We start from the raw sequence: 12953 nt of genomic DNA on the forward strand, positions 1-12953 counted from the left end.
CCTCGATCAGCTGGCCAGGTCGAGCGCCAGTGGCTCGATGCCGCGCGCGCGGTCGATTCGCTCGGCCACCATGAACGCCGCGTCGAGCTCACTGATGCCGTGCTGCTGCATCAGGCGGAAGCGTTCGGCTTTTTCTTCCGGTTCCGTCATCGCCATGGCCAGGTACAAGCTCGGCGGTACGGCGCGAAACAACACCTCCATGGATTTCGACAGGATGACGCCCTCGGTGAACTTGCCGGCTTCCTTGCGCGCCGATAACATCAGGGCTTTCTGCGACGCATTCAACTCACGGAACCGGGCGATCTTCTCGACTTCGTCCGGCGGCATGCTCAGGCAGATCCACCACTCGATCATGTTGAGCATGGGCTCGGCGGCCTTCGGCAGGTCGTCCAGGTTTTGCGTCGCCAGCCAGAACCACGCGCCGAGCTTGCGCCACATCTTGGTGATTTTCACGATGTAGGGCGACAGCAGCGGGTTCTTGGTGATGATGTGCCCTTCATCGGTGACGTTGATGATCGGCCGGCCGAGGAACTGGTCGCGCTCGGCAATGTTGTTCACGGTGTTGATAAGGCTGATGTAGGCGATCGAGAGCTGGGCGCCGTAGCCTTCACGCGCGAAGGTGGCGAGGTCGACAATGGTGATGTCGACCTCGGGCCACGGGGTGCCGGGCCGGTCAAACATCTCGCCGTCCACGCCCTGGGTGAACATGTCCATCGCGTCGGCCATTTCCAGCAGCCGCGTGCGCCGCGATTCGGGTAGCGAAGCGTCGTGGCCTCGCTCGCGCAGCGCATCACGCACGTCGCGCGTCAGTACGGTGCGCTTGTCGGCCACGCAGCGCTTGGCTGCGTCGAGAATGCACTGGCGAATCAGGCTGCGGTCGGCGCGTGTCATGCGCGCTTCTTCACGCTCTTCACCACCGGTGATCATCAGGCGCGCGGTGATCTCCAGTTCGCCCAGCACATCGCGTTGTTCGTCGCCTTCAGCGTCCGCAGCCGTTGCGTCGACTGCTTCGTCCAGAGCATCGGCATCCAGCGTCTGTACCTTGCCGGGCGTGTCGACGAGGCGCCTGGCGTCGGCAAATGGTGCGAGGCTGACGCCGGAGCCCGGCGACAGCTTGACCCGGTGTACGGTCAGCTTCAGGCGTGCCGCGAAATCGCCGTACAGGCCGAACGAGTTGCCGGCCTCGACGATGAATAATCGCGGCCGGTACACGGCAGTGACCTGGTTGAGAATGTTGTTGAGTGTGGCGCTCTTGCCTGAGCCGGTTGGGCCGAACAGGAACAGGTGCGCGTTCATTTGCCGGTCGAGCCGGTTCAACGGGTCGAACGTGATGACGCCACCACCGCGGTTGAACATCGTGATGCCGGGATGCCCGGTGCCCTGGCTGCGTCCCCAGACCGGAGCGAGGTTCGCTGCGTGTTGGGCGAACATCAACTGCGTGTACCACAGGCGTTTGTCTTTCGCCGGGTCGAACATGCACGGCAGCCAGCGCAGGTAGCTATTCAGCGGCGCCACCTCGTCTTCTTCGCGCACCGGTTGTAGCCCGGCATTGAGCATCACGTTTGCCAGTTGCAGGCCGCGCGCGTCGAGCTCGCTCAGGTCACGCCCGCGCAGGTAGAACGCCAGCGCGCCGCGGTAAAGCTTGTGCGAACTGCCGATGATGCTGCGTGCCTCTTGCACATCCTCGCGCGCCTGCTCCGAGGCCAGGGTGTCGCCGACGGCCTTCTTGCTCAGATGGTTCAAATGGGCTTCGAGCACGTCCTGCGGCGTGGCGACCAGGGTCAGGCACATCACCGTGTCTTCTGGCATCTGGTCGAACAGGGCATTGACGGCATCACCGCCTTTGCGTGTCTCGCCGGTCAGGTGTCCGATGCCAGGCGGCATGCGCAGCCGGTCCACGGTCATGACCCGGTGCGGCATGCCGTCGAAGCGCCACACGCCGTTCTCGACGTCGGAGTGCGGCTGGCCGAAGAACAGGCGCTGCGCGAACTCCGTGCCGCTGGCCAGTTCGATCTCACCGGGTTCGGCTTCCTCCGGGTAGGCTGCCAACGCATAGAAGCGCTCGCGGGCGGCCGCCGAGGGGCCGAGCGCCGTGGGGTGGGGGTTGAACCAGCGCAGCAACCAGTCGTGCACGTCTGCCGCTGCCAGACGCCGGCAGCGGACACCGGCATTGGACAGGCCACCCAACAGCCGTTCGCAGATGACGGTCAGGGCGTGTTCGGGTGACTGCCCACGCCGCGACGTGACAGCCGGCGCGCGGCGATAGACCACCATGCGCACGCGGCGTTGCTGGCCGCGCCAGGGCAGGCGAGTGACGGTGCTGTCTTCGAACAACCCGCCTGGCGTGGAGATAGCGTGCAGATGATGGGCGAAGAAGCGTTCGTAGAAGTCGCTGAAGGCGGTGCCCTGCGCGCGCGGTTGGATGTAGCCGTGCAGCGTGGCGAGATAACTGTCCCAGTCGGTTTCATCCTGGGCATACAGTTGGACGACCCACGGGTTCTCATCCAGTTCGTCGAAGCTGTCCTGCAAGGCGTTTTCCAAGCTGTCGCGCACCCGGGCTAGCCAGTGCAGTTCACGACCCTCGGTGCCCACGGGGGTGAGTTCGAAGAACGCGGCGACTGATACGCCATCCTCGAGCAGCAGACTGTTCGAGTCCGGCAGATACTCGACCCACGGCAACATGTCGACGAACGATGGGGCGACATCGTAGAGCGCTTGTTCGTCGGCCAGGGTGGCGCGCTTGCGCTTGTTTGTGGCCGTCGAGCCCGGCGCGGCGACGCCGCTCTCGGCCAACGTGGTTGTGTGACGCGACCAGGCGTCAGGGGCAGCCGGGGCGGGGGAGGCAGAGATCGAGTGCTTGCGAGCCAGGGGCCAGGCCATCAGTAGTCCTCCACCCGCTCTCCGGGCAAGGCGTATTGCACGCGCTGGTACAGCGGGAACACCGTGGTGTAGCCGGGCACCGGTACTGGATCGGTGCCGGCCAGATGCGGGAAGACGTACATGACCAAGTCCGGGTTCGGCAGCCGGTGGAACTGCCGGTAGATCTCGTTCTGCGCGGTGCGGGTGTAAGCGCTGCCGTCGATGGCCGCGCCCGATTCGGAAAGCGGGCGACGCAACTGTTGCCGGGCGTCAAACAACTGGCGCGCTGCCTGGCCGCCGGCGCCGCTGCCACCGCTTTCCTGGTTCCACACGTCGAGCATGCTGTTGCCGTTGTGCGGCAACAGCTTCTCCTTGGTGGTGGCGCAGCCGGCAAGCAACGCAACTGACACCAGCAGGCCAAGGCGGTTAGTCCAGATCGGGCGCATGCGTGCCTCCGGTGCGGTAGTCGACGCGCCGTCCCTTCGGGTCGTAGTCGATGTTGATGGAACGTTCGAGGTGCACGGCGACCTTCGCGCCGGGCTGGACATAGACGGCGGCGAACGCCTGCCCGTAGAGCTTGTTCACCCACTGCGACATGTCTTGCACGCCACCGGCGAGAATGCGGCCCATGGCTTCGTTGCCGGAGATGCCCACGGTGCCGAGCTGCCCGTTGTTACCGGAGACCACGGCGACGCTGCCGTTATCCGATTTGATCAGCGATGCGGCGGCCGCACCCGCCGCGGTGATCAGTGCTTGGGTGCCGAGGTATTGCTGGGCGTTGCTGCGCCGTTCTCCACTGACGCAGGGAATGCCATGCGGATCGCTGATCCAGCCCAGACTGCTGTCGGTGGCGACGCCGCTGGCGCTCTGCGTGTTTCCGCTGTCGTCTTCGTCACGGTCGTTCCTGTTGGTGCCAGGGACGGTGCGTACCGTCCCGTCCTTGAAGACGAAGGTCATCGAACGGACGTTTCCCCGCACGCACGACAGCGTCCAGTCGCCCGAGGCCGTGCCGCTGAGAACGGCGCCTGCCACATCGGGCAGGTCGATGCCATTCGCGGTGAGGTTGTCCGGGCCGATCAACACTTTGAACGGGAACGGGTCGTTGACCGTTCCGTCCACGGGGACCCGGCCAATCAATGCGGTCATGGCGATCGAACCCATGAGTGTCGAGTTCGACGGCACGGTATAGATCGGCTTGAGCCGGCGCTCCTTGTCCAGATCGCGGTCGCGGTGCCGAATGCTTTCGCCGGGTTGCTCCAGCGCCGTTTGCGCCGGTGCGAAACGGGTTGGGAAGGTCGACGCCTTGCTGCTCGAACTTTGTCCGGCCGAGCCTTCAGCGGGACGCGCATCGTTGGGTTCGACCCAGCGCATGCCGCTGCTGAAGGTTTTGCCGTCGCCGCTTTCCAGGCCCAGGCCAACCGGCAGATCCGCCTGCCCACCGCCATGCCTGGAGAGGTTTTCGAGCCGTTGTTGCATCTCCTGCAGCGCGCCTGCCGTCTGGTTCTTGTCGCTGTCGAGCGCCGAGCGCTCATCCTGTAGGCGCTGGCGTTCGTCACTGAGCGCACCCTGGATGCGTTGGTCGATCGACGCCTCGCGTTGCCGCAGGCGCTCGTTTTCTTCTTGCTGCTGCTTGGTGTCGCCCACGGCGCTCTGCAGTTCCGTGCGTAGTTGCTTGACTTGGCCCACTAGGGTGGCGACGGTGTCGCGTGGGGTGTCGCCCTCAATACCCAGGGCCTTCATTTCGTCGGGGGTCAGGCGCGGGCCGTTGTCGATCACGTTGCCGCCGCGATCGCGCCCGCCGAACAGCTTGACGCCGACGATCAGCACCAGCAGCACCACGGGCACGACCAGCCACTTCAAGAGGCGGTTACTTTTCATCGTGGCCTCCCGCCGTAGGCGTCGGCAGGTTGAGTGCCGTATCGAATGGGCTGATCGCAGGCAGTAGCGACTCGGCCAGGCCGTGGCCGCGGGTCACTAGGTACACCACTGTGGTGTCGCTGGCGTGCCCGGCGGGGCCTAGGTCGGGGTGCTGGAAAGTCGCTGCGACGAAGTCGCCTTGCAGTGCACGCGGGTCCAGCGGCAGCGTGGTTCGCGAGGCATTGCGCAGACGCACGGCGGTGACCCAGAAACCGTCCAGTTGCCAGGCCGCGAGTGCGTGCGGCTGCACGGGCAATGACGGCAGCAGCGAACCCAACGGCAAGTCACGCCGTACATGGGCGCGACCGATGCCTTCCACCGATTCGATGGTACGCAGCGGGGCAAACAGGTTTTGCGCGGCATAGCGAGTCAGCACCACCGGCACGGGAGATTCTCGCGTGCGGCGCTCGGTCGCTTCTGCGGTGTCCGCCTCTTCGCCGCCCGGCGATTTACCGGTAGCGCCATAGCGCTTGGGCGTGCTGTCGCCTTCGACAATTCGCACCGGCTCCAGCGCCGGCTGATCCTTGCGCGCTGGTGTGGCGGCAATGTCGAGCAGGATCAGCGCGCCGGTGTCGGCGTCTTGCAACTGCAGCCGCGACGGTTCGATGACGTCGTTGGCGCGCAGATAAATGGCGCCGCCTGCGCTCTGCACACGCAGCTTGCCGTCCAGTTCGGCCGGTACGCCGACGCGCACGTTGCGATCGATAAACACGACGCGCTCCTGGTTCACCCGCAGCGGCACCGCCAGTGGCATGCGCTCCCAGCGCAAGATCTCGACGGCCTGCGCGGTCAGCGGCAGGCCGATCGCGAGGAGGACGAGCAGGCGCTTCATGGCGTGGCTCCTTCAAGGGGCGTCGTCTTGGCGGAGGTCTCGTCGGTGACCGGCATCGAAATGCGCTGCGGCGGCTGGCTGTAGCAGTCGAGCGCCAGGCCGAATGGGTTGCGCTCCGGGTCCTGGTCGTAGCGCACGACTTTCAGCGAGTAGCGCACCTGCGCGCGCTTGACCGGCTCCGCGCCGTAGTACTCGTCGGCGTTGAGGTCCAGCGTGACGATCCAGTCACGGTCCGACATCACCTTGACGCGCTCGCTCGGGTCGTCGCCGTAGCCGCGGCCAGGGATTTCATAGACGCCGCGTACCCGCTGGCGCAGCTCGCCTGCCGTGCGGCGCGATTCGAAGTCCTGCTGCAGGTAGGCGCGACACGCGGGTGTCAGGTAGGCTGAAAGCGCATGGAGATTGCGGGCGTAGTCTTGTTCGCCGTCGGTCGGCCAGCGGTGCATCTGCTGGAAGATGTAGTAGGTGAAGGCGTAGACGCTCTCCGGCGGCACTTCCCACCATTTTCGCGTGCTGCCGGAGCGCAGGTCAGGCGGTACGTGGATGGTCAGGTCGCGCGGGGCGCGCCACCAGCCTGCGCTCAGCACAAGCAGCAGGACGAACAGTGCGCAGGCACCGATGCGCAGTGTCTTCACGTGGGCGCTTAGATGCGCGACTTCATTCTTGAAGCGGCTCATCGCTGACCTCGATGCGTAGTCCAGTAGCCCGAGCGGGTGATCAGGAGTCGTCCTCCCAGCCGTGCCGCCACGGCTGGGAAACGCAAGGCAAGGCGCCACTGCAACTGTCGATGCAGCCAGGTCTCGGGGCGGCCGCGCTTGAGCCGCCGCAGAAGGCCGCCGCCGATGAACACACCGGCGGCGATTCCTGCGACGATCAGTGTCGGCACCAGGGCGATGCTGGAAGCCAGCCAGGCCAGCGGTATCCCGAGCAGGAAACCTGCGCCAGCGGACAGGCCGGCGCAGATCCACAACTCGTCCGCCGTGAGGCCGCGCACGACCACCGGCTGGCGATTCAGACGGTGCGGGAGAAACACCACCGTGCCGTCCTGATCGTTAGCCATACTCATCAGAGCACGCCCGTGGCCTTGGTCAGCAGCCAGATACCGATCACCAGCAGCATGGCGCCCACCGCCACCGACAGGCCGAATTGCCCCCAGGTGGCGCGGCCGGTATGGATTTCCGAGTACCGGGTGTAGGCGTGGTAGCAGACACCGAGAAACATCGCCGCGATCACGATCAGGGCGACCAGCATCACGATGTCATAGCCATAGTTCTGCAGGGTCTGCAGGATGCCGTTGCCTTGGCCGCGCGTCGGGTCTTCCATCTTCGGCAAGCCCGGTCCAGAAAATGCGGGAAGCGGCATGCCCACCAGGGCGAGTGCGATCGCTGCCTGAGAGATGAAGATTGAGTGTTTGAACTTCATAACCACGCCCTTGTTGAACTACGACAGAAGGAAATACGTCAGCACGAGGTAGATCACGACAAAGCGCACGACCACCGCGAGGAATTGACGCTGATTGAGCTGCTGCTCGCTCCAGCCGACGTAGGCGGTACGCATCGCCCACACGCCCCAGAGCAGAAGCACGGCGAACAGAAGGCCGAGCAGCAGGGTGGAGAGATCGCCTGGATTGATCCCGCCATTGGCCTTGAACGCAGCGATTTGGTCGGCCGTCATGGCGCCACCTTGCTGGCGGTGTCCTGGCGGTAATCTCCGTGCAGCTCGATCGGGTCGCGCGGCTGGGCGCGCACCGGGGTCAGGTAGTCCTCAACCCCGCCGCGAATGCGCCGCACGTCTTCGCGCAGGCGTATGAAATCGAAGTGGTAGCGGCTGTGGTTCGAGGCGAAACTGGCCGTGGCAAGCGCAGCGCCGCGCTCGGCCTGGCGCTCCAGGCCCTCAAGCTGGCGCGTCATCACCGCCAGCTCGGCGCGCAGCTCGGCCTCGCCGGCATTCGCCAGCGGCGAGATGCAGGCCAGCACCAGTGCAGGTAGCCAAAGGTGGTGGCGGGAAAGCGGCATGTTCGCGATTCCGGGTCGATGGGAATGGCGAAAGGTTCAGGCGCAACGGCGCGCGGCGCCGCAAACAATGGGCACGCCGAGCTACCCGGTTTATGCCATCGGCGCGCTGCGCGAAGGCGAAGTGTGTCGTGGCGGAAGGGACGTGCCATACCGTCAGCGAAGGTAAGAACTCTCTGAAAATGCAGTGACGCTATGTCGCCTGCGTTCGATTCCGTGCATGGTGCAAGGGCACCTTGCCGTCGCAACGGATCAACGTGGATCGGGAAGATGCGGGCTACGGTAGATGGATGTCACGGTTCGCACATCAGCATGGAGATGACGCAATGATGGGTCGCTTGCTATTGACGCGTACGGCAGGAGAGAAGATCCGGCTATGGGCTCGATCGGAGGTCGATGCCGACGAGTTGAAGCACCAGTTGCGAACGCACGGTATCCTGCTCGAAGTGGTCGCCGTGAAGGGCGGGCAGGTGAAGCTCGGCATTCGGGCGCCGCGGTGCGTGACCATCCTGCGAACCGAACTGGACGACGACGGCGACTGACAGCGGTTCTCGACAGGGCGCTTGCAGCGCTCGAAGGGTCACAGGTATTTCTTGAAGCTCCCCGCCGCAATGTCGACCGCGAGACCGAGTACGACCGCGCAAGGTAGCAGCACGAGCAAGGGGTGCGCGCTGACCGGAAGCGCCAGGTAGACGACCCAGGGCAACACCGCGAGCGGCATCAGGCTGGCGCGGGCGCGGTGGTAGATAAAGCCCGATTCCCTCCCGGCGCTGAAACGCCGCAGGTCGCGCCTGACGAGGCCATCGACCAGGCCAACGAAGGCGGCCAGGAGGAACAGTGGCAGGCTCAGGCAAAGCACCAGCAGGCGAACGAGGAACACCAGGACGGTGTAGGCCGACGCGATCAGGTAGCTTTCCAGGTGCACGTAGACGCGGCCCATGTAGTAGCGAAAGTCATGGGTCGATCGAGTGCCGCCTGCGCGCGCTTGGGCGGAGGCGTCGCGGATACTGTCGGCCAGCCCGGTTTCGACGAACACCCACCGATATGCGAGAGAGACCAGTTTGTGGGCGGTGCGTCCCGGTTGTTCGACGAGGGCGCTGCGGACGAAGTGGTCCGATAGCTGCGCCAGCTCGTGGTTCAGCATGTCTCGCGCGTGATGCCAGCCCAGCTCCGGCCAGAACAGGGCCATGCACACGCACTCGATCACGATGCTCAGGAGCAGTGAGCCGATCAAGACACCGACGAATCGAAACGGCAGCGTGACCACGCTCGCCAGCAGACTCTGCTGCTGGGCCTGCTGTTTTTGGGCGGTTGCCGCGGGATCGCTCATGGCCGCGCTTCGTCGTCATCGGCGGCGCTTGCCGGGCGTGCGAGATCCTCAAGCAGGTCGGCGGGCAGCCGGTCGTCATGCGGCTCGGCAGGTGCGTTGTTGGACCACCAATCACCGGCTTCGGTGTAGCGCCGGCGCATGTCCGCCGCCATGGCCTGCAGGTCCTTCGGCATGACCTCATCGAGATCCGGGGTTGGCAATGGCATGCGGATCTTCCACAGATTGCCGCCTTCAATCAGCGCAAAGCACTGGCCCTTGGGCAGCGCCACGATATGGGCGGGCTCGATCAGCGGTACGCTGGCGCTGGTGATCCGGTCTTGGGTATTGCTGGTGAAAGCGGTGTGGCCGCGCGGGTCCGAACTGTCGGTGGTGCCGCTCATGATCGAGGTGGCGTGCACTTCCACTTTCGGCAGTTGTTTGGTCAACAGTTCGGCGGTGGAGGTCTCTCTAACGCGCAACATCAGCAGGTTGTTGAAGTTGCCGACGACCTGACCGGCCTTGGCGCGGTTGCCGATGCGCGCCTCGATGTCGCTCAAGGTCTGTGTATAGGCCGTGACCTGCACGCCGGCACCGCCGCCCTTGTTGACCAGTGGGATGAACTCGTCACCCATCAGCTCGTTGAATTCGTCCGCGTGCAGGTTGATCGGCACCTTGATGCCTTCGGCGATGCCGGGCAGGCCGTCGTCCACGCCGAATTTGTAGAGGTGGCCGGCCACGGACACCAGGTCGGAGAACATCGAATTGCCCACGGCCGCGGCGACCTCGGCGTCGGACAGGGCATCCAGCCCGACGTAGACGATGGCGCGCTTACGGATGATCTGCATCCAGTCGAAGATCGGCCGGGGATCGTCGAGGTCGGCGTAGTTGGGTGCCAGGAGCTGCGCCGTTTTCCCCGTGGTGAGCTTTTCCAGGAGCGGCAGGAGACTGGCGACGATCTTGTCGAAGTAGGTCCGGTCATAGCGCACCGCGCTACGCAGACCGTCGAGCACCGGGTCATACACCCGCACTTGCGTCAAATACTGCTCGAGCGCCACCACGCGCTTTTCTCGTCCCACCATGTGGCGCGGGATGTTCTTGTCGTTGAGCCGGCCTTCGAGCTGGACGATGATCTCCCACGCCTTCGGCTCATGCGCTGCAAAGAAATGCTGGGCGTACTCGATGAAGAGGGCATCGATGTTGACGACGTGGCGCTGGATCAGCAGGTAGTCGGGGCGCTGCCCCAAGGCGACCAGGGCGCGCGCGATGATGTTGACGAAGCGCCAGGCGAACTCCTTGAACGCCGCGCTGTTTCCTTCGCTGGAGAGCTGGCCGGCGATGCGCGTGGCGACCTCGGAAATGCGGCCGAAGCGACCCACCGCGTTGTAGCGCGCAGAAATGTCGGGCCAGCCGAGATGGAATACATAGAACTCGCCTTCGCGTCCCGCGCGCTTGGCTTCGACGTACATGCGCTTGAGCAGATCGGCATCGCCCTTCGGATCGAAGACGATGACCACCTCATACTGGCCGTCGACCTTGCGCCGGATATCCTGGGTGATCAGCAGCTCAGCGAGGCGCGTTTTGCCGACGCGTGTGGTTCCGAGCACGAGGGTATGGCCGACCCGCTCGCCCAGCGGCAAGGTCACGTCGGCCTCGTTGGGCTCGATGCCGTGCAGCCGCGGCAAGCCGCCGACCGGTGGCAGGGGGCGTAAGGGGTTGAGCACGCTGTCCCACGCCGTGACGCGAGCCAACTGCGATAGCGGAAACGGAGCGAACTCCAGCCGCTGTTCCAGCCGGCGGGCCAGGCGGTAGGTCGTCGTGGGCTCGACGTAGCGGCGGAACTCCGGCCGATAGGTCTGCATCAGCCGGTGCGTGTGCCGTTGCTCCCAGCGAAACCCCTTGCCCAGGAAGAGGCGCTGCTGGCTGACGGGCACCTGCCGGCTGCTCATGGTGTAGCGAGGCAGCCGGCGAATGTGGCGGCGGTAGCGCAGGATGCTCCACGCCTGATGCATGCGGACGGCACCGAAGGTGGCAAAAGCCACGGCGCTGCCGATGCCGAGCGTTGGGCTCAGCGCGAACGACCAGGGCGCAAACAGGCAAAGAGATGCCGCGACCGTACAGACCGTGACGGTGTAGAACTCGACCGCGGGGCGCAGCAGCACCTCGACTGCATACGCCTGTGCCATCTCACGGCTCGACGCCGGTCGAGGTAATCAGCACCGGGTAGTGGCGCAGGCCGAGTCGCTGGGCTAGGTCGTCACCCGATACCGGCGACAGTTGGAGGTCCGGTGCGAGGCCACGCAACACCTGCAAGGCTGCCGCGTGCTCGACATTGACGATCAGGCCCACGGCGTTGAGCTTCCGCAGTGCGGGCAATCTTTGCTTGAGCCAAGCGCGCGAACGCGCGTCGTCGCCGATCAGGAATAGTGGCTGCAGCCCGGGTGCCTCGATCGTTCGATGGGGTTCGACGCCCGGTGTCAGTCGCGTCGAGCGCACCGGCAGCATGTCCGCGTCGCTGGCACGCTGCGGCATCGTCACGTTGCCCGATGGCGTGGGCGTTGCCTCGGGTTGAGGGGCCAAGGCTTCGTAGTAGGGCAAGGCCGAGGTGCTGCCACGGTCCTCGACGACGATCAGTGGCGTTGCGGTTTGCGCGGTGACAGGGGGCAGCCCTGCGGCCAGGCCGATGGCGACGAAAGCATGGATGGGTTTCACGGGCGGTGTCCCTTCATGGAGGCGAGTGCCGGCTCAGGTGCCAGCATGCGGTTCAGGTGCCGCTGTACCTGGCGTCGGTAGCGTGCGGCGGGCGTGCCGCCCGCCGGTCGGTGATAGCGCCCAATGGCATGAATCCAGTCTTCGCCGGGTGTGTGCTGTTCGCGCAGGATGGCGGCGGCGATCGTCAGGTTGCGGTAGGGGTCCAGCAGGTCGCAGGGTGGGACGCTGCGGTGCGCCTGGTGACCGACGTTGATCTGGCCAAGGCCGACATCCACGCGCGTTGCGGATGTCTGGCGCAAGGCCTGCATCAGCCCCGTGCACGCGGCCTGACGGGTGTTGAATCGCTTCGGCTCGCCGGCAACGTTCAGCGTCCAGGGCCAGGGCCGCACGCGCCCGCGAAGGAGCGTGCCGCTTTCCTGCAGAGCGACGGCGTAAAGCACGGGTGACGGCACGCCGGCCTGATGTGCCGCGATTTGATAGGCCGGGGGCGGAAGGTCCCACGCATGGGCGCAGCCAGGCAGGACACTGGCCAGCAACAGCGGCAGCGTGGCGCGGCGCATCGCTACGGTTGCCGCTGCCATTGACCGTTCACTTTGTGCACGACCGCGGGAAGTTCGCCCGGCAATCCGATGGATAGCCAGCGTCCGCCATCGTGGTTGAGTGTGATCGTGCGTGCGCGCACCTTGGCCGGATCGAGGTTGGCGTGTCTGGCCCATGCTCGAATGTGCGCGTCGTCGGCGCGGCTGCCGACGACATAGATATCGAACCCGGCACCAGCGGACTGCAACTGCAGCACGCGTTGGTCGCAGGCGGCGCAATCGCTCTTGACGAATACCGCCATGCGATCGCTGCCCACGCCCGATGCTGCCGCTTGCGGCTGATCGCCGCCAGACAGGGAGACACGCGGCATGCCGGGGTAGAGGCGCTGCCATGCGTCGTCGTAGGCGCGCTGGTAGGTCAGCAGCCGTTCGACACGCCGCGCCTCGGCCTTGGCCTGCAGCTCGGCGTAACGGCGGCGTTCTTCGTCGCTGCGCGCTTCGATGCCCAGCGCGGTGAGCGGGTCGAGGTGAGGCGAATAGATGCCTAGGGGGCCTTGCATCAGTTCCCGGTAGCGCATCCATTCGTCGCCGCGCAGGCCCCAGTCGCGGGCCTTCTGCTCGTCCGTGCGCGCCACCGCCATCGGCTGCTCGCGGCTGGCGGCGGACGGCGTGTTGGTTGTCTCGGCCCGCTGCGGCGAGGCTGCGAGAGCGATCTCTGTCGTCAGGAGCGTGGCAAGGAGTGCGGACGCCAAGGCGCGGTAGTGCATGGACGTCTC

The 12953-nt window shown here is 65.5% G+C and carries 15 protein-coding genes; 1 reads left to right on the forward strand and 14 read right to left on the reverse strand.

Annotation, left to right across the window (positions count from 1 at the left end):
- Positions 1-6: 6 nt before the first annotated feature.
- The 9 genes from MRS60_RS07855 to MRS60_RS07895 are packed head-to-tail and all read right to left on the reverse strand — an operon-like array spanning position 7 to position 7623.
- On the reverse strand, positions 7-2880 hold the full coding sequence (locus MRS60_RS07855; protein WP_243565535.1) for a conjugative transfer ATPase: 2874 nt from the start codon (positions 2878-2880) through the stop codon (positions 7-9).
- Complete coding sequence (locus MRS60_RS07860; RefSeq protein WP_243565536.1) at positions 2880-3305, reverse strand: TIGR03751 family conjugal transfer lipoprotein; 426 nt, start codon at positions 3303-3305, stop codon at positions 2880-2882. The genes MRS60_RS07855 and MRS60_RS07860 overlap by 1 nt, the downstream gene beginning before the upstream one ends.
- On the reverse strand, positions 3286-4737 hold the full coding sequence (locus tag MRS60_RS07865; RefSeq protein WP_243565537.1) for a TIGR03752 family integrating conjugative element protein: 1452 nt from the start codon (positions 4735-4737) through the stop codon (positions 3286-3288). Before MRS60_RS07865 ends, MRS60_RS07860 begins: the two co-directional genes overlap by 20 nt.
- Complete coding sequence (locus MRS60_RS07870) at positions 4727-5608, reverse strand: TIGR03749 family integrating conjugative element protein (protein ID WP_243565538.1); 882 nt, start codon at positions 5606-5608, stop codon at positions 4727-4729. Before MRS60_RS07870 ends, MRS60_RS07865 begins: the two co-directional genes overlap by 11 nt.
- A complete protein-coding gene (locus MRS60_RS07875) occupies positions 5605-6285 on the reverse strand; it encodes a PFL_4703 family integrating conjugative element protein (protein WP_243565539.1) in 681 nt (226 codons plus the stop codon). The genes MRS60_RS07870 and MRS60_RS07875 overlap by 4 nt, the downstream gene beginning before the upstream one ends.
- Positions 6282-6674, reverse strand: coding sequence for a TIGR03750 family conjugal transfer protein (locus MRS60_RS07880; protein ID WP_243565540.1), 393 nt, complete (start codon positions 6672-6674; stop codon positions 6282-6284). The genes MRS60_RS07875 and MRS60_RS07880 overlap by 4 nt, the downstream gene beginning before the upstream one ends.
- The gene (locus MRS60_RS07885) at positions 6674-7030 is read right to left on the reverse strand and encodes a TIGR03745 family integrating conjugative element membrane protein (RefSeq protein WP_243565541.1); all 357 of its coding nucleotides are present in this window, start codon (positions 7028-7030) and stop codon (positions 6674-6676) included. Before MRS60_RS07885 ends, MRS60_RS07880 begins: the two co-directional genes overlap by 1 nt.
- An 18-nt stretch (positions 7031-7048) precedes the next feature.
- Entirely contained in the window at positions 7049-7282 is a 234-nt protein-coding gene (locus tag MRS60_RS07890) for a TIGR03758 family integrating conjugative element protein (RefSeq protein ID WP_243565542.1), read from the reverse strand.
- Positions 7279-7623 (reverse strand): RAQPRD family integrative conjugative element protein, encoded by a 345-nt coding sequence (locus MRS60_RS07895; RefSeq protein WP_243565543.1) that lies wholly within the window; start codon positions 7621-7623, stop codon positions 7279-7281. The genes MRS60_RS07890 and MRS60_RS07895 overlap by 4 nt, the downstream gene beginning before the upstream one ends.
- Before the next feature lie 323 nt (positions 7624-7946).
- On the opposite strand from MRS60_RS07895, the gene MRS60_RS07900 reads away from it, so the two are divergent.
- Positions 7947-8162, forward strand: coding sequence for a carbon storage regulator (locus MRS60_RS07900; RefSeq protein ID WP_243565544.1), 216 nt, complete (start codon positions 7947-7949; stop codon positions 8160-8162).
- A gap of 38 nt (positions 8163-8200) precedes the next feature.
- Here the strand turns inward: MRS60_RS07900 and MRS60_RS07905 are convergent, their stop codons facing one another.
- Genes MRS60_RS07905 through MRS60_RS07925 form a run of 5 tightly spaced genes read right to left on the reverse strand, consistent with a single transcriptional unit; the run spans position 8201 to position 12944 of the window.
- Complete coding sequence (locus tag MRS60_RS07905; protein WP_243565545.1) at positions 8201-8950, reverse strand: TIGR03747 family integrating conjugative element membrane protein; 750 nt, start codon at positions 8948-8950, stop codon at positions 8201-8203.
- A complete protein-coding gene (gene traD, locus MRS60_RS07910) occupies positions 8947-11112 on the reverse strand; it encodes a type IV conjugative transfer system coupling protein TraD (protein WP_243565546.1) in 2166 nt (721 codons plus the stop codon). Before traD ends, MRS60_RS07905 begins: the two co-directional genes overlap by 4 nt.
- A gap of 1 nt (position 11113) precedes the next feature.
- Complete coding sequence (locus MRS60_RS07915; RefSeq protein WP_243565607.1) at positions 11114-11629, reverse strand: integrating conjugative element protein; 516 nt, start codon at positions 11627-11629, stop codon at positions 11114-11116.
- Between the two features lie 5 nt (positions 11630-11634).
- A complete protein-coding gene (locus MRS60_RS07920) occupies positions 11635-12219 on the reverse strand; it encodes a transglycosylase SLT domain-containing protein (RefSeq protein ID WP_243565547.1) in 585 nt (194 codons plus the stop codon).
- The gene (locus MRS60_RS07925) at positions 12201-12944 is read right to left on the reverse strand and encodes a TIGR03759 family integrating conjugative element protein (protein WP_243565548.1); all 744 of its coding nucleotides are present in this window, start codon (positions 12942-12944) and stop codon (positions 12201-12203) included. The genes MRS60_RS07920 and MRS60_RS07925 overlap by 19 nt, the downstream gene beginning before the upstream one ends.
- Positions 12945-12953 lie beyond the last annotated feature (9 nt).

Origin of the sequence: Burkholderia pyrrocinia, assembly GCF_022809715.1 — a bacterium.
GTDB classification, from domain to species: domain Bacteria; phylum Pseudomonadota; class Gammaproteobacteria; order Burkholderiales; family Burkholderiaceae; genus Burkholderia; species Burkholderia pyrrocinia_C.